The 22,993-nt window shown below is 73.9% G+C and carries 22 protein-coding genes; 7 read left to right on the forward strand and 15 right to left on the reverse strand.

Annotated elements, in window-relative coordinates; translation table 11 throughout:
• Positions 1 to 50: 50 nt before the first annotated feature.
• The gene (locus ACRWNP_RS24050; RefSeq protein ID WP_431964645.1) at positions 51 to 1,874 is read left to right on the forward strand and encodes a hypothetical protein; all 1,824 of its coding nucleotides are present in this window, start codon (positions 51 to 53) and stop codon (positions 1,872 to 1,874) included.
• A 9-nt stretch (positions 1,875 to 1,883) separates the two neighbouring features.
• Here ACRWNP_RS24050 and ACRWNP_RS24055 read toward each other — a convergent pair whose 3' ends face one another.
• On the reverse strand, positions 1,884 to 2,630 hold the full coding sequence (locus ACRWNP_RS24055) for an SDR family oxidoreductase (RefSeq protein WP_431964647.1): 747 nt from the start codon (positions 2,628 to 2,630) through the stop codon (positions 1,884 to 1,886).
• Positions 2,631 to 2,883: 253 nt separating this feature from the next.
• On the opposite strand from ACRWNP_RS24055, the gene ACRWNP_RS24060 reads away from it, so the two are divergent.
• Complete coding sequence (locus ACRWNP_RS24060; protein WP_431964649.1) at positions 2,884 to 3,648, forward strand: GntR family transcriptional regulator; 765 nt, start codon at positions 2,884 to 2,886, stop codon at positions 3,646 to 3,648.
• 22 nt (positions 3,649 to 3,670) lie between these two features.
• Here ACRWNP_RS24060 and ACRWNP_RS24065 read toward each other — a convergent pair whose 3' ends face one another.
• Together ACRWNP_RS24065 and ACRWNP_RS24070 are read right to left on the reverse strand one after the other, a co-directional pair.
• The gene (locus ACRWNP_RS24065) at positions 3,671 to 5,293 is read right to left on the reverse strand and encodes an alpha/beta hydrolase (RefSeq protein WP_431964651.1); all 1,623 of its coding nucleotides are present in this window, start codon (positions 5,291 to 5,293) and stop codon (positions 3,671 to 3,673) included.
• 164 nt (positions 5,294 to 5,457) lie between these two features.
• A complete protein-coding gene (locus ACRWNP_RS24070) occupies positions 5,458 to 6,615 on the reverse strand; it encodes an ROK family transcriptional regulator (protein ID WP_431964653.1) in 1,158 nt (385 codons plus the stop codon).
• Between the two features lie 128 nt (positions 6,616 to 6,743).
• Between ACRWNP_RS24070 and ACRWNP_RS24075 the strand changes: the two genes are divergently transcribed.
• Together ACRWNP_RS24075 and ACRWNP_RS24080 are read left to right on the forward strand one after the other, a co-directional pair.
• Entirely contained in the window at positions 6,744 to 7,190 is a 447-nt protein-coding gene (locus tag ACRWNP_RS24075; RefSeq protein ID WP_431964655.1) for a hypothetical protein, read from the forward strand.
• A 346-nt stretch (positions 7,191 to 7,536) separates the two neighbouring features.
• A complete protein-coding gene (locus ACRWNP_RS24080; protein WP_431964742.1) occupies positions 7,537 to 8,142 on the forward strand; it encodes an IS3 family transposase in 606 nt (201 codons plus the stop codon).
• A 716-nt stretch (positions 8,143 to 8,858) separates the two neighbouring features.
• Here ACRWNP_RS24080 and mug read toward each other — a convergent pair.
• From mug to ACRWNP_RS24125, 9 genes are all read right to left on the reverse strand, one after another.
• Complete coding sequence (gene mug, locus ACRWNP_RS24085; protein ID WP_431964657.1) at positions 8,859 to 9,347, reverse strand: G/U mismatch-specific DNA glycosylase; 489 nt, start codon at positions 9,345 to 9,347, stop codon at positions 8,859 to 8,861.
• A gap of 65 nt (positions 9,348 to 9,412) precedes the next feature.
• A complete protein-coding gene (gene purB / locus ACRWNP_RS24090) occupies positions 9,413 to 10,846 on the reverse strand; it encodes an adenylosuccinate lyase (RefSeq protein WP_431964658.1) in 1,434 nt (477 codons plus the stop codon).
• 265 nt (positions 10,847 to 11,111) lie between these two features.
• The gene (locus ACRWNP_RS24095) at positions 11,112 to 11,882 is read right to left on the reverse strand and encodes an SGNH/GDSL hydrolase family protein (RefSeq protein ID WP_431964660.1); all 771 of its coding nucleotides are present in this window, start codon (positions 11,880 to 11,882) and stop codon (positions 11,112 to 11,114) included.
• A gap of 37 nt (positions 11,883 to 11,919) precedes the next feature.
• On the reverse strand, positions 11,920 to 12,945 hold the full coding sequence (locus ACRWNP_RS24100; protein WP_431964662.1) for a hemolysin family protein: 1,026 nt from the start codon (positions 12,943 to 12,945) through the stop codon (positions 11,920 to 11,922).
• Complete coding sequence (locus ACRWNP_RS24105; protein WP_431964664.1) at positions 12,942 to 14,306, reverse strand: hemolysin family protein; 1,365 nt, start codon at positions 14,304 to 14,306, stop codon at positions 12,942 to 12,944. Before ACRWNP_RS24105 ends, ACRWNP_RS24100 begins: the two co-directional genes overlap by 4 nt.
• A gap of 181 nt (positions 14,307 to 14,487) precedes the next feature.
• Positions 14,488 to 14,919, reverse strand: coding sequence for a GNAT family N-acetyltransferase (locus tag ACRWNP_RS24110; protein WP_431964666.1), 432 nt, complete (start codon positions 14,917 to 14,919; stop codon positions 14,488 to 14,490).
• A 41-nt stretch (positions 14,920 to 14,960) separates the two neighbouring features.
• Complete coding sequence (locus ACRWNP_RS24115; protein ID WP_431964668.1) at positions 14,961 to 15,908, reverse strand: TIGR03621 family F420-dependent LLM class oxidoreductase; 948 nt, start codon at positions 15,906 to 15,908, stop codon at positions 14,961 to 14,963.
• Between the two features lie 57 nt (positions 15,909 to 15,965).
• Entirely contained in the window at positions 15,966 to 18,533 is a 2,568-nt protein-coding gene (locus ACRWNP_RS24120) for an ABC transporter permease (RefSeq protein ID WP_431964670.1), read from the reverse strand.
• An 11-nt stretch (positions 18,534 to 18,544) separates the two neighbouring features.
• Positions 18,545 to 19,330: an ABC transporter ATP-binding protein gene (locus ACRWNP_RS24125; protein WP_431964672.1), complete on the reverse strand. Its 786-nt coding sequence runs from the start codon at positions 19,328 to 19,330 to the stop codon at positions 18,545 to 18,547.
• 303 nt (positions 19,331 to 19,633) lie between these two features.
• On the opposite strand from ACRWNP_RS24125, the gene ACRWNP_RS24130 reads away from it, so the two are divergent.
• The 3 genes from ACRWNP_RS24130 (at position 19,634) to ACRWNP_RS24140 (ending at position 20,864) form a co-directional block, all read left to right on the forward strand.
• Entirely contained in the window at positions 19,634 to 20,155 is a 522-nt protein-coding gene (locus ACRWNP_RS24130) for a DUF3558 family protein (RefSeq protein WP_431964674.1), read from the forward strand.
• Between the two features lie 113 nt (positions 20,156 to 20,268).
• Positions 20,269 to 20,496, forward strand: a complete 228-nt coding sequence (locus ACRWNP_RS24135; protein ID WP_431964676.1) for a toxin-antitoxin system HicB family antitoxin — start codon at positions 20,269 to 20,271, stop codon at positions 20,494 to 20,496.
• On the forward strand, positions 20,493 to 20,864 hold the full coding sequence (locus ACRWNP_RS24140; RefSeq protein WP_431964678.1) for a fic family toxin-antitoxin system, toxin component: 372 nt from the start codon (positions 20,493 to 20,495) through the stop codon (positions 20,862 to 20,864). Before ACRWNP_RS24135 ends, ACRWNP_RS24140 begins: the two co-directional genes overlap by 4 nt.
• 44 nt (positions 20,865 to 20,908) lie before the next feature.
• Here ACRWNP_RS24140 and ACRWNP_RS24145 read toward each other — a convergent pair whose 3' ends face one another.
• The 3 genes from ACRWNP_RS24145 to ACRWNP_RS24155 are packed head-to-tail and all read right to left on the reverse strand — an operon-like array spanning position 20,909 to position 22,826.
• Complete coding sequence (locus ACRWNP_RS24145) at positions 20,909 to 21,505, reverse strand: DUF4865 family protein (protein WP_431964680.1); 597 nt, start codon at positions 21,503 to 21,505, stop codon at positions 20,909 to 20,911.
• A gap of 39 nt (positions 21,506 to 21,544) precedes the next feature.
• On the reverse strand, positions 21,545 to 22,108 hold the full coding sequence (locus tag ACRWNP_RS24150) for a TetR/AcrR family transcriptional regulator (protein WP_431964682.1): 564 nt from the start codon (positions 22,106 to 22,108) through the stop codon (positions 21,545 to 21,547).
• Between the two features lie 40 nt (positions 22,109 to 22,148).
• Positions 22,149 to 22,826 carry a class I SAM-dependent methyltransferase gene (locus ACRWNP_RS24155; RefSeq protein WP_431964684.1) on the reverse strand — a complete coding sequence of 226 codons (678 nt, stop codon included), beginning with the start codon at positions 22,824 to 22,826 and terminating at the stop codon, positions 22,149 to 22,151.
• Positions 22,827 to 22,993: the final 167 nt, after the last annotated feature.

A 22,993-nucleotide genomic window follows, 5' to 3' on the forward strand; every position in this document is an offset into this window, starting at 1 on the left:
AGGGTGCCCGGGGCGGGGGCGCCAGGAGCGGTTCGAGGTGGGGAGCGGCTGTGCACGAACATCCGGAGGGCCACGGGGGCGGGGCGCGCCTGGAGGCGGAGGGCGAGGTGGCCACCGCGCGCATCGCGCTGGCCGGGGGTGACCTCGGGCACGCCGCCCGGCACCTCGAGGACGCACTGGCGCGTGACCCGGGACTCCCCGAGATCCACGAGGCGCTGGCCGAGTTCGCCGCGCGTGTCGGGGGCGCGGAGCCGGCGCTGACGTACTTCGCCCCCGAGCAGCGGGCGTTCATCGGCACCGTGGCGGCGCGCGGCCACCTCTGCGCGGTCGCGGGCCACTGGGACGAGGCCGTCGGCCTGCTCGCCCAGTGCGCCGGGCACGAACCGCAGCGGCCGTGGCTGGACGTGGCGTGGCTGCGCCGCCCCGACATCGCGGAACTCGTCCGCCCGGACACCGTGGCCCGCGCCGCCGCGCGCGTCGCGCCGCACCTGCCCGACCCCGTGGACGAGGAGCGGCGCGGCCCGCTGCTGCCGCTTCTCGACCTGGTCCGGGCGAGCGCCGCGCGCCACCCCGGCCACACGATGCTGCTCTGGTGCGGTTCCAGCCTCGCCCGCCGCATGGGCGGCTGCGAGGAGGCCGTGGGCTGGGCACGCCGCTCGTACGAGCTCGAACCCTCCCACCCCGCCGCGGTGATGCTCGGCTACGCGCTGCGCAGCGCCGGCCGCCCCGCGCAGGCGCTGGACGTCTGGCAGCGCGAGGTCGCCCGCGATCCCTCCGACCTCGACCTGTACGTCGACATCGCCGAGTTGCTGGAGTCGCTCGGCCGTCCCGCCGAGGGTGTGGCGTGGGCCGAGCGGGCGCTGGCGGCCGACCCCGCGCACCCCAAGGCGGCACCCGCCGTTCACGCGCTGCGTCACGCGGTGGAGCCGGACCTGCGGCACCTGGTCGCCCTCGCCGACCACCTGCGGGCGCAACCCGGGCATGGCTACGCCGCGGACCTGCTGACCCGGCTGAGCCAGGGCACGCCGTGGCTCAACTGGATACCCGGGGGCAACGAGGCCGTCGTCAGCCTGCTGCACCAGGCGCTCGGGCAGTCCGTGCCCGCCGAGGCCGGGCTGACGCTCACCGTCTCCGCCCTGGAACCGCCGAGCGCGCTGCTCGCACTGCGGGCCGCCTATCCGAACGCGGTGACCGAGATCCAGTCCGTGCCCGACCCGGACCTGCGGATCGCCCCGCGCCCCGTCGAGGTCGCGTTGTGGGCCTACGAGGGCACGACCGCCCGGCCCGCCGTACGCCCGCCGTCCCCGGAGGCGGCCGAAGCGGTGCGCCGGCTGGCGTGGCACGGCTGGCCGCACCTGGTCGCGGCCTACGACGACGCGGTGGCGCTCTCCGGGCTCGAACCCGAGGACCTGCTCGGCGTGCTCGTCCACCCGCCGGCCCCGCGCGAGGACGACCTGGGCCGCGCGCTCGCCGCCCAGGCCCCCGACCTGTGGATACGGTGCGTGCAGGTCTGGGCGTGCCTGGGTCTGGCGCATCACCGCACGGACGAGCCCTGGGCCGTCTCACGGCGCCGCGCGCTCCTGGTGGACGTACTGAACAACGCCGAGGACTGGGTGTGCGAGGCGGCCGCCCTCGCGATCGTCGCGACCGCCTGGACCGATCCCGCCGTGCGCAAGGACGCGGCCGGGCTCGTCGGGCGCCGCCTGCTGGACGCCCTGGAGGCGAGGCGGAGCCGCGTCGTCACCCTGACCTGGTCGCTGTGCCACCTCGCCCTCGCCACACCGGAGCTGATCCCCCAGGTCGCCGCGCTCGCCACCGACGTGCTGCGCACGATCGACGCGGAGGACGAAGAGGAGGCCGCCGCCCGGGAGTAGCGGGCGGCGCTACAGACCGCCGGAGACGCGCAGCACCGCGCCCGTGGTGTAGGACGCGTCCGGCGACATCAGCCACGCCACCGCGCCGGCGACCTCGTCCGGCTCACCCGGCCGCCGCATGGGCACGCGCTCGCGGTTGCGCCAGGGCCGCTCGGGGTCGCCCATCGCGGCGTGGATGTCGGTCACGATCATGCCGGGCTGCACGGAGTTGACGCGTACGCCGTCCGGGGCCAGTTCCTTGGCAAGGCCCACGGTCAGCGCGTCGACCGCCGCCTTGCTGGCGGCGTAGTGCACGTACTCCCCGGGACCGCCGAGTGTCGCGGCGCCGGAGGAGATGTTGACGATCGCGCCGCCCCGGCCGCCGTGCCGCGTGGACATCCCCAGAGCCGCGCGCCGGGCGCACAGGATCGCGCCCATCACGTTGACGTCGATCACCCGGCGCATGACCTCGACCGGGGTCTCGGTGAACCGTCCCAGCGGACCGGTGATGCCGGCGTTGTTGACGAGACCGGTCACCGCGCCGAGCTGTTCGCCCACCGTGTCGAAGAGCGCGTCCACCTGCGCGGCGTCGCTGGTGTCGACGCGCACCACGACGCAGCGGGCGCCCGCGTCCCGCACCTTGCGCGCGGTGTCCTCCGCGGCGTCGGCGTCCCGCTCGTAACCGATACCGACGGCGTGCCCCCCGCGTGCCAGCCGCAGGGCGACCGCCGCGCCGATTCCGCGGCCGCCACCGGTGACCACCGTGACCGGACCCATGCCAGCTCCCTCACTCACTCGACGTGATCACGAACGCTACCAGCGCGCGAAGGGCGCATGACGGGCGCGAACACCTCGTGAACAGCGCGCGGTCGTGCCCGCCGCACGTTGCCAGGCCCCTGAGCATTGGTCTTGACCAAGTCGAAGGGCCGCTCTATCGTCGCCTAGTAGTGCAAGAACCTTTAATAAAGAGCCGTTCGGAAACAAGGCTGAACAAACCCCGGACGGCGTCAGCCCGATCGCGGAGGACAGGGTGGGGACCACGCAGCTCGAGAACGTGCCGGAGCCCAAGTACTGGCACCTCAAGACCGTGCTCGTCGACGCCCTCGACTCCGAGTTCGAGGTCGGCGAGATCCTGCCCAACGAGCGCGAGCTCGCCGCCCGTTTCGGCGTCGCCCGGGCCACCTTGCGCCAGGCCCTGGAGCAGCTGGAGCTGGAGGGCCGCCTGCAGCGCCGGCGCGGTGTCGGCACCACGGTCGCGCCGCCGCGCGTGGGCGTCTCCGTCGGCGCGTCGAGCGGCAGCCGGCCCGGCGCCGCGGGTGACGCCTGGCGCACCGTGGGCTGTGTCGAGGCCGTCGCCCCCGCCGCCGTCGCCGACGTGCTCGGCACCGACACCGACGAGGCGGTGCACACCGTCCGCCGGGTCCGCTCGATGGGCGGTCAGCCCGTCGCCACCGAGCTGCTGTACGTTCCCGTGGCCTCCGTCCCCGGCCTCCCCGGCGATTTGACGCCGGCCGGTCACGCGCCCGCGGTCCTGCGGGAGTTGCATGCCCTCGAACTCGACGGCGACGACCGGGCCGTGGAGCTGGGCTCGGCCCGCGCCGAGGACGCCAAGCAGCTCGACCGGCTGCCGGGTGCTCCCGTGCTGGTCGTCACCACCCGCTACTTCAGCGGCGGACGCGTCGCGGCCGTCGCCGTGGCCACCTACCGCGCCGACACCTGCCGGCTGACCTTCGGCGACAGCGGCGGGATGGAGATCACCCACCACGGCCAGGAGCGGCACGCCGCCGCGTCGTGACCCCGCCGCCCGTCCCGTCCGGTCAGTAGAAGCGGCCCGTGTTGGCGTCCTCGGCGCCGCCACGGCCGGAGGGCACGGGCAGCGGGTGCCCGGAGCAGCGGACGTCCCGGTCCCCGACGGTGCCGGACACCAGGTACCGGTCGACGCGCGCAGTGACGCACTCGTTCCAGAAGCTGATCAGGCCGTGGGAGCCGCGCCCCTCCTCGGTGATCATCCGTGAGCCCGGGAGCCTGCGGTGCAGCTCGACCGCGCCCTCGTACGGCGTCGCCGCGTCCCGCTCCGACTGGACGATCAGCACCGGTGGCAGCCCCGACCCCGGGCGCGCCCCGACGTCCACCGCCCGCCCGCCCCCGACCGGCCACGAGGCGCAGGGCAGGTTCAGCCAGGCGTTCGCCCAGGTCTCGAAGGGACGCTGGCGCGCGACCCGCGAGTTGTCGCGGTCCCACACGTTCCAGTCGCGCGGCCATACCCCGTCCGAGCACTCCACCGCCAGGTAGACGGCCTCGCCGTTCTCCTCGTCCTTCGCCTGCCCGGGGTCCGGGGCGGCCGCGGCGATCAACGGGTCGTCGTCACCGCGCAGGTAGCGCGAGAGCAGGTGGGCGAAGGAGACCCAGCGCTGGTCGTAGTACGCGGCCTGCACCGCCGCCGAGTGCAGTTCGCCCGCCCCCACCTTGCCGGCCGGGCGCTTGCCGAGCATCCGCATCGCACGGTCGAAGTTCGCCTGCACGCGGCCGGGCGTCGTGCCGAGACCGTACACGGCGTCGTGTCCGGCCACCCATGCGCGCCAGTCCGCCCAGCGGCGCTCGAAGGCCACGTCCTGCGCGAGGTTGGCGCCGTACCAGACACCGCGCGGGTCCGGGTTGACGACGCTGTCCACGACCATGCGGCGCACGTGCGAGGGGAAGAGGGTGGCGTACACCGCGCCGAGGTACGTCCCGTAGGAGACGCCGTAGTAGTTCAGGCGCGGCTCGCCCAGGGCGGCGCGGATGACGTCGAGGTCCCGCGCGAGGTCCGCGGTGCGCATGTTCCGCAGCAGGGCGCCGCCCCGCGCACCGCAGTCCTCGGCCTTGCGCCGGGCCTCCGCGCGCTTGGCCGCCTTCACCGCGGCGGTGGGCAGTCGCGGGTCGGGGCCGGGGGAGCGCTGGTAGCCCGCCGGGTCCTGGCAGGACAGCGGCGCGGAGTGGCCGACCCCGCGCGGGTCGAAGCCCACCAGGTCGTACGTCCTGGCCGCGGTCTCCCAGACCTTGCGGGTGACCGCCCCCACGCCCGGCCGGCCCACTCCGGGGAACCACAGCCCCGACGACCCCGGGCCGCCCGGGTTGAACACCAGCGAGCCCTGCCGGACGGAGGCGGGGCCCGCCGCGCGCAACCGGCTCACCAGCAGGGCGATCTTCGCGCCGCCCGGCTCCGCGTAGTCCACGGGCACCCGGACCGTGCCGCACTGCACCGGCGCCTTGAGCCCGCTGTCCGCGGGGCACGTCCCGAAGTCGATCCCGGTGGCCCCGGCCGCCCGGGCCGCCACCGCGGCCCCCGCCATGCGCAGGTGCCCGGCGACCACGGGATCCGGGAAGTGCGCGGCGGCCGGGGCCGTCGCCGCGCCGGCCGTCAGCACCACGGACACTGCCAGGATCACTGCTCGCCGCACGCGGGACGCCCTTCGCCGGCCGCGCCCGCGGCGCGGCACCCTCGCCGATGCGACGGATCGTCGGCTGGTCGGACAACCCGGCAAAGCAGGCAGGCCGACGGGCCGCGGAATTTCGCCCGTATTGCCCTGCTTCGTGGTGCGGCGCGACCTCCGTGGGCCGTGGTTCAGCGGCCGAGCAGTGAGGTCCGGGCCACGGCGAACAGCTGTTCCTCGACGTGGTCGAGTGCGAGCCGCAGTGCCCCGGTCGCGACCGCCTCGTGCCCCAGCGCGGACAGCGCGACCTGCGGCGGCCGCAGGCAGTAGCGCGCCAACTCCGTGCGCAGCGGCTCCAGTACGCCGTCCAGGCCGGCCGCCCAGCCGCCGATCACCACCAGCTCCGGGTCTATCGCCAGGACCAGCGCCGCCACGTCGTGCACCAGGCGCTGCAGGAACCGGTCGAAGGCCTCCCGCGCCTGGACGTCCCCCGATCTCGCGAGCGCGAACACCTCGGCCACCGCGGACTCGTCCAGCGGGTGCAGCGGCGTCCCCGTCGTGGACAGCAGCCGTTCCGGCCTCGCCTCACGGCCCAGCAGGTGCAGCGCCCCGATCTCGCCGGCCGCCCCGCCGAAGCCGCGGTGCAGCCGGCCCCCGATCAGCGACCCGGCCCCGGGGCTCAGCCCCGCCAGCACGAACACCAGGTCGTCGGTGCCGACGGCCGCGCCCTTCCAGTGTTCGGCGACGGCGGCGGCGTTCGCGTCGTTCTCGACCAGGACGGGGCAGCGGAACGACCGGCGCAGCCGCTCGCCCAGCGGCAGCCCCGTCCAGCCGGGCAGCGCCGTGCTCAGCCGGACCGCGCCGTCGGTCTCGACGATCCCCGGGCTGCCCACACCGACCGCCCACAGCGTGCTGCGGGCCACGCCGGCCTTGCGCAGCAGCTCGGCGACGGTGCCGCGGACCCGTTCCAGGCGCTCCTCGGCCGGCAGCGTGTCGGCCACGTCGTGCGCCAGCGACCCGAGGACCCGGCCGCTCAGGTCGGACAGCAGCGCCCTGATCTGCCGGGCCCCGATCTCCACGCCCAGCAGGTGCCCCGCCTCGGCGTGGAAGCGGAACCTGCGGGCCGGGCGGCCCTGCTTGCGCGCGTCACCGGGCTCCTGCGGCGCCTCCACCACCAGGCCCGACTCCGTCAGGCCCTCGATCACGCCCTCGACGGTCGGCCGGGACAGCCCCGTCGTCCGCACCAGCTCGGTCAGGCTCACGGCGGGCTCGCCGCGCAGCGCATGGAGCACCACCGCGGAATTGATCCGCCGGAGCAGGGACGGGTCCCCGCCGGTGAGCCGCCCCAACCTACGTCCTCCCAGCTTGCGCGCGTGTTGGCCGGATCGTACCCGCCCTGGCGGCCCGCGGCGAGTAGCACCGGCGAAGGGTTACTGACTCGATGTCAAGTGTCACAGGCGGGGGGTTTACTGGAGCCATGGACCTGCCCGGCCACGTGGCCACCGTCGACGCGCTGCGCGCCCGCCCCTTCCCGGCGCGCGACGAGCGCCACGGCGCGGTCGACAGCGGACCCGGGTACCACATAGCGGACCTTCGGATCAGCGAGGACTTCTGGGACGCCGACGGGGATCCGGCACGCGGACGGCAGGCCGAGGACGACCTGGAAGCCGAGTGCCAGGCCCTGGTCGAGGTGTTCACGCAGCGCTGGGGCGTCCCCGAGACGGTCGACCTCACCGCGCACCTCGAACGCCTCGTCGAAGGGGAGCCGGTGCCCCGCCCGCTCCGCACGCTGTGCGACTACGCCCAGGAGGCGTGGGCCTGGCGCGTCGACGGCCGCTGGATCGGCGTCTGCGTCGGGCAGCGGGACGCGGAGCTGCCCCTCCAGCTCGTGGCCGCCGTCGGTGACGCCGCGGCCCTGCCGTGACCGGTCGCACTCCTCGCCGCGGCCGTTGGGCCGACGGCCGGTTTCGGCCTGATGTGTCGTCAAGCACGACGGCCCGCAACAGGCTGACGGCTGGCACAGCGATCCCGGTGCCCTGGCGCCGTGCCGTACCCGGGGCCGTCATGCCGAGCCCGCACCCCTCCCCGTGCCGCGAGATGACTCCTGGCCCGCCGCCTGAGCCCTGGTCCTGGGCGCGCCACCGCCCCCGTCTTCACCCCAACCAGCCCTCTCCGCCTTCGTCGAGCCCTCGGCTACCCTGCCGGGGCGAGCGGCGCGCGCTACGTGGGGCTCGCCTTCGACACGTGGCTCCCTCGCTGGTCACCGTTGCATCCCAGAGGGGCCCTGCGGGTCCCCTCCGGGGACTGCCCGGCGCAAGGGGCGCGTAGGGCGCTCAAGTGGAGCTCCGCGCGTCCATGCCGTGTTCCGGCGTGAGGGCATCGCCTGCGGCCGTCCTCGGGTTGCGTGGCTGATGCGCCTGGCCGGGTTGGCCGGCCGGCACCGCAGACGGCGACACCGCACCACGATCTTGGACCCGCTCGCGGCCGTCCGCCCTGACCTGATTCTGCGCGACTTCCAGCCGATCCGAGCCGCACTCGATGCGCGGTGGTGCGGCGACATCACGCACGTCCCGTCAGAGGAGGGCTGGTCTGTCTGGCCACCGTTCAGACACCGCCTCTCGCCGGAAGGTGCAGCACCAGGTCGGTGCGGTGCGTCACGTCATGCCGTCCCGTCGCACGGGTCGCCCGGTGCGGCGGCCAGCGAGGCACCACTGAGTGGTAGCACGTCGATCCAGCGACGGCTCCAGCCGGGGGCGAAAGGCTCACTGCTCGCCCGATACAGCAGGAGTAGCGTCACCTTCTCCGACGCAGAGATGAAACATGTCGCAATCGCTGGTTCTCTCGCTTACGGGCATCATCGGAACCTTGATAGGTAGCGGACTGACAGGGTTTCTCGCTCTCCGCTCCGATCGTGTGAAACAGCAAGCGCTTGAGCGGCAGGAGGAACGTCAGACTCACAGGCAAGCGAACTTGCAAGACCTGGACCTCCGCCTAGAGCACCACCGGTGGAGCAGAGAGCACAGGCGAACGGCTTACCAGGAGTTCGCTGAGCGAGTTTTGGCGGCCCGAGGGGCAGCCCTTGACTACCACAGATCCTGCATTCCAGCGGATCCCACCCGAGAGCAGACTCGCACCCTCCGCATGGAGGGAAGGAGGGCACACAGAGATGCCGTCACGGCTTCATACGCGGTGGGGCTGCTAGGGCCCGACGAAGTGTCCGAATGGGCGAACAAGTGCATCGACAGCCTGCGCGACCTGATGAATTGCGCTGAGTCACACGACGCACGGTCTGGCGCGGGAGAGTTGACGCCAGAGGCAGTGAGGGAGATGAACCGCGCGATCGACACTCATTTCGGCGCCACCCAGGAAGCGCTCCGGCTGTTCATTGCAGCCGGACGCGCTACTCTGGATCGCCCCATGCCGCTCCCACTCTGAATTGGTCGGACCAGGCTCGCGCCGCACCGCGCGGACCCTTCGAACGATGCTCTCGCCCGCAAGCGCCGATGGTCTGCAACTGCGGTCGTATCGTCACCGGTCCGTCGGACGCCGCGTCCGACGCGCGTTCCGCCGGGGCCCCGTTCCCACGTGCGCATCAGCCCTGCGACGCGTCGCGGAGGCGACCGTATTCCTCCGTCATGGCCTGCGTCGACCAACCGGCGTTCAGGCCGCTGGGGTTGGGCAGGGCCCAGATCCGGGTGCCGCCGATGGTGCGTTCCTGGGGGCCGATGCGGGCGCGGGGCTCGGCGAAGGCGACGCGGTAGGCGGTGACGCCCACGACGGCGAGCCAGCGCGGCTCGTACCGCAGAACGGTCTCCGTCAACAGCCGCCCGCCTTCCACCAGTTCGTCGCGCGTCAGCTCGTCGGCGCGGGCCGAGGCGCGGGCGACGACGTTGGTGATCCCCAGCCCGTACGTGAGGAGTTCGTCCTGCTCCGCCGGGTCGAGCCGGCGCGGGGTGAACCCGCAGGCGTGCAGCACCGGCCAGAAGCGGTTGCCGGGGCGAGCGAAGTGCCGGCCCGTGGCGGCCGACAGCAGCCCCGGGTTGATGCCGCAGAAGAGCACCCGCAGGCCGTCCGCGATCACGTCGGGGATGACGCGGTCGCGGGCGGCCTCCAGTTCGTCCCGGCTCGGGCGGGGCCGGACCGTGGTCAGAGGATGGCCCCGGGGGTGTAGGCGGCCGCCTGCGGGTACCGGCCGGCGACCTCGCCGACCCGCCGCACGACCTCGGCGACCTGGTCCGCGGCCGCGCCGGTGAAGGACAGGCGGTCGGCCATGAGCGCGTCCAGCTGGGCCCGGTCGAGCGGGATGCGCTCGTCCTCGGCGAGCCGGTCCAGCAGCTCGTTGCGCTCGGCGCCCTTCTCGCGCATGGCGAGCGCCGAGGCGACCGCGTGCTCCTTGATGACCTCGTGCGCCAGCTCGCGGCCGACGCCGGCCCGCACCGCGCCCATGAGCACCTTCGTCGTGGCGAGGAACGGCAGGTAGCGGTCGAGTTCGCGGGCGATGACCGCCGGGAAGGCACCGAACTCGTCGAGCACCGTCAGGAAGGTCTCCAGCAGGCCGTCGAACGCGAAGAACGCGTCCGGCAGGGCCACCCGGCGCACCACGGAGCAGGAGACGTCTCCCTCGTTCCACTGGTCGCCGGCCAGCTCGCCGACCATCGAGGCGTGACCGCGCAGGATGACCGCCAGGCCGTTGACGCGCTCGCAGGAGCGGGTGTTCATCTTGTGCGGCATGGCCGAGGAGCCGACCTGGCCGGGCTTGAAGCCCTCGGTGACCAGCTCGTGGCCGGCCATCAGGCGGATCGTCTTGGCGAGCGAGGACGGCGCGGCGGCCAGTTGCACCAGTGCGGTCACGGCGTCGTAGTCCAGCGAGCGGGGGTAGACCTGGCCGACGGAGGTGAGGACCTCGGAGAAGCCGAGGTGCGCCGCGATCCGGCGCTCCAGCTCGGCGAGCCTGCCGGCGTCACCGCCGAGCAGGTCGAGCATGTCCTGAGCGGTGCCGACCGGTCCCTTGATACCGCGCAGCGGGTAGCGGCCGAGCAGGTCCTCGACCCGGGCGAAGGCGACCAGCAGCTCGTCGGCGGTGGTCGCGAAGCGCTTGCCGAGGGTGGTGGTCTGGGCGGCCACGTTGTGCGAACGGCCGGCCATGACCAGCTCCGCGTACTCGGCGGCGAGCCGGCCGAGCCGGGACAGGACGGCGACGGTGCGGTCGCGCACGTGCTCCAGGGAGAGCCGGATCTGCAGCTGCTCGACGTTCTCGGTGAGGTCGCGCGAGGTCATGCCCTTGTGGACGTGCTCGTGCCCGGCGAGGGCGTTGAACTCCTCGATGCGCGCCTTGACGTCGTGCCGGGTGACCTTCTCCCGCTCGGCGATCGACGCCAGGTCGACCTGCTCCAGCACCCGCTCGTAGTCCGCGATGGCCTGGTCAGGCACCTCGATCCCCAGGTCCTTCTGGGCCCGCAGGACCGCCAGCCACAGGCGGCGCTCCAGCACCACCTTCTGCTCGGGGGACCACAGGGTGGCGAGCTCCGCGGAGGCGTAGCGGCCGGCCAGGACGTTGGGGATGCGGGGCTTGGAAGTCACGTAGCGAGATTCTACTGCGCGTCGGCGCAGGTCAGCGCCCCGGACCGGTCTATGCGCGTAGCGCGCTGGGGCGCTCGGATCCGGTGGTCGCCGGGCCGGCCACCGGGGCCACCCGGAGAGCTGACAGCGCGCGACCTGCGGACCGCCCGGCTCCCCGGCGGCAACGCCCGCCCCGGGCGGTCCCGCCGGGGCTGACGTCCGGTCCCGCAAAGTCCCGCCTCCTGCCCACGGGCACAGTGCGAGCGCGGCGCCCCCGGAGGTTCGTTCAGAACTCGTACGGGACCAGTTCGGCGCGCTTGGGGGGCAGTCCGTCGCCGGAGGAGCGGCCGGTGAGGCGGCGGCCGATCCACGGGACGAGGTGCCGGCGGGTGAAGCGCAGGTCGGCGGCGCGGCGCGCGGGCCAGGACAGGGGGACGGAGTCGGGCAGGGCCTTGGTCCAGTCGAACTGCGGGGTGTGCCCGAGGGTCTGCCAGACCGCCTCGGTGACCCGGCGGTGGCCCTCGCCGTCCAGGTGCAGGCGGTCCTCCGCCCACAGGCGCGGGTCGCCCAGCACCTGGGCGCCGTACAGGTCCACCACGAGCGCGCCGTGCCGGGCGGCCAGGTCGTCGACGAAGCCGAACAGGTGTTCCATGCGGGGCAGGAAACGCGTGGCCACCGGGCCGCGGCGGGCCGGGCTGCGCATCAGCACCAGCTGCCGGCAGGACGGCGCCAGCCGCTCCACGGCCTCCTCCAGCAGCGCGCACACCTTCACCACGTCGCACTTGGGCCGCAGCACGTCGTTGAGCCCGCCCACCAGGGTCACCAGGTCGGCCTCCATCGAGGCGGCGGTCTCCACCTGCTCGTCCACGATCTGCTGGATCAGCTTCCCGCGCACCGCCAGGTTCGCGTAGCGGAAGCCCGGCGTGTGGGCGGCGAGGCGCCCGGCGAGGAGGTCGGCCCAGCCCCGGTAGGAGCCGTCGGGGAGCGCGTCCGACATGCCTTCGGTGAAGGAGTCGCCGAGCGCGACGAAGCTGGTGTGGGAGGCGTTCATCTGCATGGCGGGCGAGATCCTACCGGCCCCGCGGAGCGCCGTTTCAGGCGGCCGGTGCGTGGCCCACGAGTTCCTTCAGCACGTCCTCCATGGTCACCAGACCGAGGCCTCGGCCCTGGTCGTCGACGACCGCCGCCAGGTGCGCGCCGCTGGCCCGCATCGCCGCCAGGACGTCGTCCAGCGGGGTGGCCGCGCCGACCCGGGTGATGCGGCGGAGCGCGCCCCGGGGGAAGGGCTGGTCGTGGCGGCTGGGGCCGAGGGCCAGGGCGTCCTTCACATGGAGGTAGCCGAGGATGCGGCAGGCGTCGTCGGTCACCGGGAAGCGCGAGAAGCCGGACCGCGCGGCCAGGCGCTCCAGCCCCGCAGGGGTCATCCCGAAGCGCGCCGACACCACGCGATCCCACGGGACGACGACCGCGCGGACCGGGCGGCGCCCCAGCTCCAGGGCGTCCTGCAGGCGGATCGCGGCCCGCTCGTCCAGCAGCCCGGCCTGACCGGCGTCCGTCACCATCCGGGCCAGCTCGTCGTCCGAGAACACCGCCGCGACCTCGTCCTTCGGCTCGACCCGCAGCAGTTTCAGCAGCCCGTTCGCGAAGGCGTTGACCGCGAAGATCACCGGGCGCAGCGCCCGCGCCAGCGTCACCAGCGGCGGACCGAGGACGAGCGCGGTCCGCTCCGGGGCGGCCAGCGCGATGTTCTTCGGGACCATCTCGCCGAGCAGCATGTGTGCGTACGTGGCCAGGACCAGGGCGATCGCGAACGACAGGGCGTGGATCGCGCCCTGCGGGACATGCAGCAGGTGGAAGAGCGGCGCCAGCAGGTGCTCGATGGCCGGTTCCGCCACGATGCCCAGCACCAGGGTGCACAGCGTGATGCCCAGCTGGGCGGCGGCCATCAGCGGCGACAGGTGCTGCAGCCCCCACAGGACGTGGCGCGCCCCGCGCTCCCCGGCCTCCGCGCGGGGCTCGATCTGGCTGCGCCGGACGGAGATCATCGCGAACTCGGCGCCGACGAAGAAGGCGTTCACGACCAGGGTCAGCGCGCCGATGAACAACTGCAGGAAGGTCATCGCGCACCCGCCTGCCCGTCGTCCGCGCCCTGCGGCGCGAACCCGTTCTGCGCGCGCGGCGCCGGGGAGATCAGCCGTACGTGCGCCGCGCGGTGGTGCGAGTCGTCGGTGACCTCCACCAGCCAGCCGTTGACCTCGACGGTGTCGCCGGTGGCCGGGATCCGCCCGAGCCGCTGGGCGACCAGACCGGCCAGCGTCTCGTAGGGGCCGTCGGCGACCCGCAGGCCGATGTGCGCGAGCCGGTCGGTCCGCACGGCGCCGTCGGCGTCGTAGACGCGGCGGCCGGTGCGGTCCTGGTGGATGAAGGCCAGGTCGGGGGTCTCCAGCGGGTCGTGCTCGTCACGGACCTCCCCGACGACCTCCTCCACGATGTCCTCCAGGGTGACGACGCCCGCGGTTCCGCCGTACTCGTCGATGACGACGGCCATGCTCATCGAGCCGGACAGCCGGTCCAGCAACCGGTCCACGGGGAGGGTCTCGGGGACCGGTACCGGCTCCCGCAGCAGCGGGGTGATCGGGTGCCCCTCACGGCGCTCGTACGGCACGGCCAGGACGTCCTTGATGTGGACGATGCCGATCACGTTGTCCAGGCCGCCCCGGTGGACGGGGAAGCGGGACAGGCCCGTGGCGCGGGTGATGTCGGCGACGTCCCGGCAGGTGGCGCCCTCCTCCAGGGCGACGACCTGGACGCGGGGGGTCATCACGTTCTCGGCGGTCAGCCCGGCCAGGCTCAGCGTCCGTACGAACAGCTCGGCGGTGTCGGCCTCCAGCGCGCCCGCCCGGGCGGAGTGCCGGGCCAGGGCCACCAGCTCCTCGGGGCTGCGCGCCGAGGCGAGCTCCTCGGCGGGTTCCATGCCCAGGCGGTGCAGTACACGGTTGGCGGTGTTGTTCAGATGGCGGATGAGCGGGCCGAAGGCGGCGGTGAAGACGGTCTGCGGCGGGGCGACGGCCTTGGCCACCGGCAGCGGACGGGAGATCGCCCAGTTCTTGGGGACGAGCTCGCCCACCACCATCAGCACCACCGTCGAGATGCCGGTGCCCAGCACCAGGCCCAGTGACGCGGCCCCGGCGGCCGACATCCCCAGCGCGCGCAGCGGGCCCGCCAGCAGCTCGGCGATGGAGGCCTGCGCCAGCATGCCGATCACCAGTCCGGTGACGGTGATACCGAGCTGGGCCCCGGAGAGTTGCACCGTCAGGCTGCGCACGGCCCGCAGCGCCGCGCAGGCACCGCGCTCACCCGCCTTCTCGGCCCGTTCCAGGTCGGTGCGCTCGACCGTGGTCAGGGAGAACTCCGCGGCGACGAAGACGGCGCAGGCCAGGGTCAGCAGCAGCGCGACGGCCAGGAGCAGCACTTCGGTCATCGGGACACCTCGGTCCCATGATCGGCCAGGCCGGGGTGGACCGCGCGCCGCGGGCGTGAGCGAGGCGACCGGAGGCGTGACGGACTCGCGGGGTCGTCCATACGCCCATCGTAGGAACCGCGGGCACCACGGACAGCCCGGGAGCGCGGCCAGGGGTTGCGCCCCGGATCCGGCGGGCGCGCTACCGGGTCCGCTGGAAGGGCTTGGTCCAGCGGCGCCAGTGGTGCTCGGGCGCGTAGCCCGCCGAGCGCCAGGCGTGGTGGGCGCGCTCGTTGCGCTCCAGCACCATGGCGTCGCCGCGGCGGCCGCCCAGTGCCGTGAAGCGCTCCTCGGCCGCCGCCAGCAGGGCGCGGGCGATGCCCTGCCGCCGCCGCTCGGGGTGGACCGCCAGCCGGTACAGATGGCAGCGCCAGCCGTCGAAGCCCGCGATGACCGTGCCGACGAGCACGCCGCCGTCCTCGGCGAGCAGCAGCGCCCCGGGGTCGCGTGCGATGAGCCGCGCCACGCCCTCCGGGTCGTCGCTGATGCTGGTGCCCTCGGCGGCCGTCTTCCAGAACTCCAGCACCCGTCCGGCGTCGGCCGGTACCGCGCCGCGTATCCCGAGATCGTCCATGCGGGTCAGCCAAGCAGTCCCCGGCCCGGGCGTCGAGTGAATCAGGGCCTCCCGGGCCCTTCCGCCGGTTCCGCGCGGCGCAGCTCCTCGATCACCGGGGCGAAGGCCTCCATGGCGGGTTCCAGCACGGTGACGTAGCTGAAGCCGAGGCGCTCCCGGCCCCGCCGCAGCTGCTCCGCGATCTCGGCGACCGTGCCGACGAGGAGCGTCGGCAGGTCGAGCAGTTCCTTCTCGTCCAGGTACGGCGCGTGCGGGGCGAACTCGTGGACCGCCGCCGCGCGGTCGTCGGTGATCACGACCCGCTGGACGAGGACGTTGAACTCCGGGTCGGTGTCGTACGCGGCGGCGAACCCGCGCGCCGCCGCGACCCGCTCCTCCACGGTCGCGGCGGACAGCAGCCGCAGCGAGCCGTCGTCCTTGGCGGGGTCGGCCTCCGCGCCGGTGAAGGCGACGACGGCCGCGTGCCGGGCCGCCAGGCGCAGCACACGCGGGCCGTTCCCGCCCAGGAGCAGCGGGGGCAGCGGCGCGCCGGCGCCGTGGGTACCGCCGCCGTTGGTGCCGTCCACGCCGTCCACGCCGTCCGGTGCCGGGAGCAGCCGGGTCAGCGCCTCGACGGTGCGTTCCAGGTGGTCGACCCGGTCTCGGGCGGTGCCGTAGGGCAGGCCGGCGCGTTCGAACTCCTCGCGAACGTAGCCCGCGCCGAGCCCCAGCTCCAGGCGGCCGCCCGTGAGCCGGACGGCGGTGGCGACCTCGCGGGCCAGCAGGACCGGGTTCCAGAACGCCGCGTTGAGCACGAAGGTCCCCAGCCGTGGGCGCCGCGTGGCGTGCGCCGCCGCGACCAGTGAGGGGAACGGAGCCGGCCGGCCCAGGTGGTCCGGCACCTGCAGCACGTCGTAGCCGAGCGCCTCCACCCGGCGGCACTTGTGCTCCCACGCGTCGCCCTGCGCGGGCTCGAGCAGATTGACACCGAACCGGAACCGTCGCGCCATGACCGCCCCCCTCGTCTCCCGTCCGCCGGTCAACGACCTTCCCCGCCGCCGGGCCGCTCACTCGTGCGCGATCGCGGCCAGGACGTTCATCCGCGAGGCGCGCAGGGCCGGCAGCAGCGCCGCGACCAGGCCGACCACCACGGAACCGGCCATCACCGCCCCCACCGTGGTCCACGGGATCGCGAACGCCCGCATGCCCTCCAGCGCCAGCACCTCGTGCGTCACCACGCCCCAGACCAGACCCAGGGCCAGCCCCAGCACGGCGCCGAAGACCGCGATCACCACGGACTCCAGCCGGATCATCCGGCGCAGCTGCATCCGCGACAGACCGATCGCCCTGAGCAGCCCGATCTCCCGGGTGCGCTCGATCACCGACAGAGCGAGGGTGTTGACGACACCCAGCACGGCGATGATGATCGCCAGCCCGAGCAGCGCGTAGACCAGGTTCAGCAGCACGGAGATCTGGGTGCGCACCAGGTTCTTGTAGTCCGCCTGGTCGCGGACCTCCACCTGCGGATAGGGCTTGAGGGCCCGCTCCAGGTTCGCCCGCAGCGTGGGCTTGTCCGTGCCGGGGGCGGCGTTCACGTACAGCGCGGCGTCCTGGCCGCGGGGCAGGAACCGCTCGGCGGTGGCCAGGCCCATGGTGAGGGTGGCGTCGTCGCCGAGCAGGGTGCTCTGGCTGGTGGTCAGCGCGCGCAGGGTGAACGTCGACGAGCGGCCGTCGACGAAGCGCAGGGGGATCCGGCTGCCCACGCGCAGCCCGTGGTGGGCGGCGTACGTCGCGGAGAGCGAGAGGCTGTCGCGGGCCAGGGCGCGGGCCGTGTCGCCCGCGGCGTACTCCAGGTTGAGCGCCCGGTCCGCCCCGGGTCCGATCGCCGTCCCCGTCAGCTTGGTCGTGCGGTGGCCGGGCAGGGTCATCAGGACGGATACGTACCGCACCCGCACCACCTCCCCGGCGCCGCGCACCTTCCGCACCCGGTCGGTGATCTCCGGGGAGAAGGGCGCGAAGTGGGTGCCCTGCACGACGTAGTCCGCGCCCAGGGCCCGGTCGATCTCCTGGTCGAAGGAGCTCGCCATCGACGTGCCGGCGATGGACATGCCCGTGACCAGGGCCAGGCCGATCATCAGCGCGCCGGCGGTCGCGCCCGTGCGGCGCGGGTTGCGCAGCGCGTTGCGCTGGCTCATCCGCCCCACCGGCCCGAACACATGGGGGAACGCCCCGCCCAGCACCCGGATCACCGGCCGCACCAGCAGCGGCCCCACGACCACCGCCGCGATCAGCGAAAGACCGATGCCGATCCCCAGGAACGTCGCGGCGTCACCGGTGCTCCCGGCCACCGCCGCCCCGGTCAGCGCCCCCGCGGCCACCAGCGTCGCGACCGCGCCGCCCACCGCCCGCGACCGCAGGCTCCGCCCGCTCCCGGCGACCTCGGCGTCGTACAGCGCCGCCATGGGGGAGACCCGGGCCGCACGCCGCGCCGGCAGGTAGGCCGCGACCAGCGTCACCAGCAGCCCGACGCCGAACGCCGCCGCCGGTACGCGCCGGCGGATGACCATCTCGGCGGCGTCGATGTTCATCCCGAACACGCCGAGCAGCCGGAACAGGCCCGCCGCGAGCCCGATGCCGCAGGCCAGCCCCAGGGCGGAGCCCACCACCCCCAGCAGCAGCGCCTCCACCAGCACCGACCGCCGCACCTGCCCGCGGTCCGCCCCCAGCGCGCGCAGCAGGCCCAGCTCCCGGGTGCGCTGGGCGATCAGCATCGAGTAGGTGTTGACGATCAGGAAGACCCCGACCAGGACCGCGACCCCGGCGAAGCCCAGCATCACGTACTTGATCACGTCCAGGAGGGTGGCCAGGCTGTCCACCGCTGACTTCGCCTGCTCGGCCTGGGTCGTGTAGGTGTAGTGCGGTCCGAGCGCGGCGGCGATGCGCCGCTTCAGCACGTCGTCCGAGACCCCAGGAGCGGCGTCGGCCTGGACCGACGTCGCGACACCGGTCCGGCCCAGCAGGCGCGACTGCGAGGTGGGGGTGTCGACGAACAGCAGGGCGGCGCCCGGGTTGGTCGTCGTGAAGGTGGCGATGCCGACGAGCCGGACGGGGAACGCTCCCGGCTGTGCCAGCACCCGCAGCCGGTCGCCGATCCTCAGGTGCCGTTTCGCGGCGGTGTCGGCGTCGATCAGCGCCTCGTCGGGGCCGTGCGGCGCGTGCCCGCTGGTCAGCCGGACCGGACTGCGCGGGTTCCCCGACCAGTTGGTGGCCACCGTGAGAGCTCCGCTGGTCGGCTCCACCGGCCGGTCCTCCGCGTCGACGACGGTGGTGTTGTGCACGGTGATGTCGATCCGCGCGTCCGCGACGCCCGGTACCGCCTTCACCCGGTCCAGGAGCGACGCCGGCAGGGTGCGCACCTGCCCGGAGGCGAACTGCTGGTCCTCGCTGAAGGCCTCCGGGGGACCCACCGTCACATCGGCGGACGTGGAGGCGAACAAACGGTCGAAGGTGCGGTTGACGGTGTCGGAGAAGATCATGCTGCCGGTGACGAAGGCCACCGACAGCAGGACGGCGAGCGCGCTGAGCAGCAGCCGGCCCCTGTGGGCCAGGAAGCTGCGCAGCGTCGCCCGGAGCATCGCCGCGGCGCCTATCCCTGCTTCCGCAGCGCGTCGAACCGCTTGAGCCGTTCCAGGACGCCGTCCGCGCTGGGTTCGTGCATCTCGTCGACGATCCGTCCGTCGCCCAGGAAGAGCACGAGGTCCGACCATGCCGCCGCCGTGGGGTCGTGGGTCACCATGACCACGGTCTGGCCGAGCGCGTCCACGGCCTCGCGGAGGAAGCCCAGCACCTCGCCGCCCGCCTGCGAGTCGAGGTTGCCGGTCGGCTCGTCGGCGAAGATCAGCTGCGGGCGGGAGGCGAGGGCGCGGGCGCACGCCACGCGCTGCTGCTGACCGCCCGACAGCTGGGCGGGACGGTGCCCCAGCCGGTCGCGCAGGCCCAGGGTGTCGATCACCCGGTCCACCCACTCCCGGTCGGGCTTGCGGCCGGCGATGTCCATGGGGAGCGTGATGTTCTCGGCGGCCGTGAGTGTCGGCAGCAGGTTGAACGCCTGGAAGACGAAGCCGACCTGGTCACGGCGGAGCCGGGTCAGTTCGCGTTCCGCCAGACACGTGATCTCGGTCTCGCCGATCCAGACCTGCCCCGAGGTGACCGAGTCCAGCCCCGCCAGGCAGTGCATGAGGGTGGACTTGCCGGAGCCGGAGGGCCCCATGACGGCCGTGTAGCGGCCGCGGGCGATCTCCACGTCCACCGCGTCCAGTGCCACCACCCGGGTCTCGCCGGTTCCGTACGCCTTCGTGAGCGCCGTTGCCCGCGCGGCGGGTTCCGCTCCCGCCTCGATGCCCTCTGTGTCCGCTGCCGTCCATGTCGACACGCTTGCCCCCAACGTGAGGAAGTGCGCACTTGTCCGTATGCGACCCGAGCGTAGGTCGTCGGGTGCGGCGCCGCATCGTCCCGAGGGGTGAGCGCCGGGACGCGCGGGCGCCCGCCGTGCGACCGCGTCCGGCTGAAACCGGCCGGCCCTCCTCATACGTCTGTAGGTGCACCCGCGCCGGGCGCGCTGTGACCGGGGCGGGGCGAGGACACCTGCCGAGGGGGGACCGAATCGATGGTGCACGCACACGTCAGGGCCGGGTCAGGTGATCGCGGGCGCACGCGGGGTCGGGCGGGGCTGCCCGTGGCGGCACTGCTGGTCCTGGCGCTCCAGGGGTGCCAGGACACGGCATCCGGCGACGCCGGCGGCAAACCGCCCTCGCCCGCGCCGAGCGCCCCGGACGCGGCAGGATCGTCCGCGGCCTCCCCGGCGCAGCCGTCCTCGTCGCCGACCGGCGGGACGGCCGGCGACCCGTGCGCGCTGGTGACGCATCAGGAGGCCGAAAGCCTCGCCGGTACGGCCCTCGAACCCGGCCGGGAACTGGAGGGGACCTGCACCTACCCCACGCCCGAGTCCGGCCCGACAGCCCAGGTCGAGGTCTTCGCGGGGGAGTCGGGGAAGAACTACTACGACGCCGAGCGCGGGCTCGGCCACGAACTGAAGCCGCTCGACGGCATCGGTGACGAGGCATGGCTGGAGGACGGATCGGTCTTCCTGCGCGTGTCCGGGCGGTGGGTGGCGATCCGGCTGGTCCGCAACGAGGACCCGGCCCGGTTCGACAAGCCGCTCGAGGAACTGGCGCGCACGGTGGCGAGCCGCCTCTGAAGGCGCACACCGTGCGCCCCGGAGCCCGGACCGGCTCCGGGGCGCACGGGTTCCCGGGCGGATGGCCTGGCAGCCGCTTGCCACTGCTAGTGCTTCAGCGCTAGCTTGACGGTATGGCCAAGACGCAGTTGAACGTGCGGGTGGACGAGACCACCGCCGCGGCCGCCCGAGAGCAGGCCGCGCAGCGGGGCGTCAGCGTGAACCGGTACATCGAGGAGCTCGTCCGGGAGGACGCCGGCGAGCGGGGCCGCAGCTTCGTCGAGGCCGCCGCCGACTTCATGCGGCGCTACGAGTCCGTCTTCGCCGAGGAGTTCGGCGCGGAGCGCGAAGGCCGCCGTTGACCCTGCGGATCGACCTCCCCTGGCTGCTCATGGTCGCCGAGTACAACACCCCCGGTGACCCCCAGGTGACCGACTGGGGTGCCCTCGTCGCCGCGGTCAGCCGCCACCAGGCGGAGATATTCGGCGTGCCCGTCTACTCCGACCCCTGTGAGCGGGCCGCGAGCCTGCTGCAACTGCTGGTCCACGTGCCGGCCCTGGAGCGGTCCAACGCGCTGTTCGCCTCCGCGGTCGCCTACGCCTATATGGTGGCCGGCGGCCTGAAGGTCGCCACGTCCCCCGAGCAGGTGCGCGACCTGGCGCGGCTGGTCAAGGGCGGCACCGCCGACGTGCACGAGATCGCCGACGAGCTGCGCTCCTGGTGCGTCTGACGTGGTGCGTCCGACTTGACGTCCGACGTGGTGCGTCCGGGTGGCTACGCCCACCGGCGGCCGGCCGGCACCTCGTCCAGGTGCGGGGCCGACAGATGCAGCACCTCGTAGCGGTCCGGGTCGGTGACGCCGGCGGCCGGCGTCCGGTCCCAGAGCGTGAAGAGGACGGTCTCCCAGTGGCGCGGGTCCACGGCCAGGAGGGTCGTGTGGACGCCGGCCGTGGCGGCGCGCTCCTCCCACGCCTCCAGCGCCCGGGCCACCGGCCCGCGCGGGTCGGCCCCGGCGGGGATCCGCTGCCGCAGGCGGCTCGCGGCGCTCGGCGCGGTGCCGAAGGCGGGCCCCGGACGGTAGGCGACGCCCGTCCAGTGGCTGACGTCCGGGCGCCCGAAGTCGTCGACGATCCCGCCGAAGCCGCCCCCGCCCCACAGGAAGCGGTTCATGCCGCTGGTGTCCTCCCAGAGGTAGAAGGGCGCGTACTCGTTGACCGGGGAGCCCTCCGTGCCGCGCTCGCGGATCAGGTAGGCCTTGAAGCCCAGGCCCTCGTATGCGTCCGTGAGCCGGCCGCGGCCGGCGACCCGGTCGCGGATGATCTTCATGTCGTAGTCGGCGGGCAGCGTGATTCCGTACTGCATCGCGTACATGTGTCCCCCCTGGTGTCGTACCTGTGTGCCGGGGCCCGCTCAGGCCCGCTGGGCCAGCAGGGCCAGCGCGCCGCTGACGGCCTGGTCGAAGGGCGCGGCCGCGCCGGCCGCGCGGGCGAGCACGTAGCCGCCCTGGAGCACGGCCACGAGCGCGGCCGCGATGTCGCCGGTGTCGAGGCCGGGCGCGATCTCGCCGCGTGCCTGGCCCTCGGCGAGCACGTCCGCCAGCCGCTCGCGCAGCCACTCGAAGGTCTCGTCGAGCGGCGCCCGCAGCCGCGGGCTCGCGACGACCTCCGGGTCCTGGGTGAGCCGACCGATCGGGCAGCCCCGCAGCACGTCGCGCTCGCGGCGCAGGTAGCGGGAGACCCGCTCGACCGCCGTGCCCGGGAGCGAGAGTTCGTGCTCGGCGGTCTCCCGCATCTGTTCGGCGGTGCGGCGTACGGCGGCGAGCGCGAGTTCCGGCTTGCCGGAGAAGTGGTGGTACATGCTGCCCTGGCCGACGCCCGAGCGCTGCTGGATGGCCTTCGGGCTGGTGCCGAGGTAGCCGCGTTCCCAGAGCAGCTCGCGGGTGCTCTCGATCAGGCGCTCCGGCGTCGTCTCCATGCCCCCAGTGTACATACCAGTAGGTACAGAGCTGCGGAGCTCAACCGCGCCGGCGTGCGGTGGCCAGGATGTGCGGGGCGCTCGGCACGGGCAGCGTGAGGCCCTTGGCTCGCTCCGGGACGCGGAAGCGGCGCAGCTCCAGCACCTCGAAGCCGGCCGCCTCGACCGCGCCGAGCGTGTCCCGGCCGGTGCGGCAGCCGCCGAACAGCAGCGGCCACAGGGTGCGGTCCACCGTCCACTGCAGCGCCGCGTGCCCGCGCCCCTCGGCCCGGCAGTGCTCCAGCAGCCGCAGTTGCCCGCCCGGGCGCAGCACCCGGTGGATCTCGGCCAGGGCGCGCTTCTGGTCGCGTACGGAGCACAGCACCAGCGACGCCACCGCCGCGTCGAAGGCCTCGCTCTTGACCGGCAGCGCCTCGGCGACGCCGGGCACGACGTCCACGGGCACCTCGGCGTACTGCGCGGCGTCGCCGGCCAGCCGGCGCAGATGCCGCTCCGGCTCGATCGCCACGACCTCGGCGACGGTGCGCGGATAGTGACGGAAGTTCAGGCCCGAGCCCGCGCCGATCTCGATGACCCGGCCGGAGAGACCCGCGAGCGCGGTCTCCCGGTACGCGCCGAAGCCCGCGCGGGCGTCCATCACCGGGCCGCAGCGGGCGTAGAAGCGGGCGAACAGCGGGTGATGGACGGGTTCGCGGGTCACACCGATGCGGCGCCCCATGGCCGGCCCCCTTTCGCCTCGGCATTCCCTCACTCCGATTCTGCCGCTCCGGAGCCCGCCCCAAGCCTCCCCGTACCGGGGTGAATTCGGCGTGTCGCCCGCCGTCCGGCGCGAGCGCGGTCGCACGGGACGTTCGGGGAGGGGTGCCGCCCCCGGAATCCGGCGGA

The organism is Actinacidiphila sp. bgisy160, assembly GCF_965342435.1.
Classification (GTDB): domain Bacteria; phylum Actinomycetota; class Actinomycetes; order Streptomycetales; family Streptomycetaceae; genus Actinacidiphila.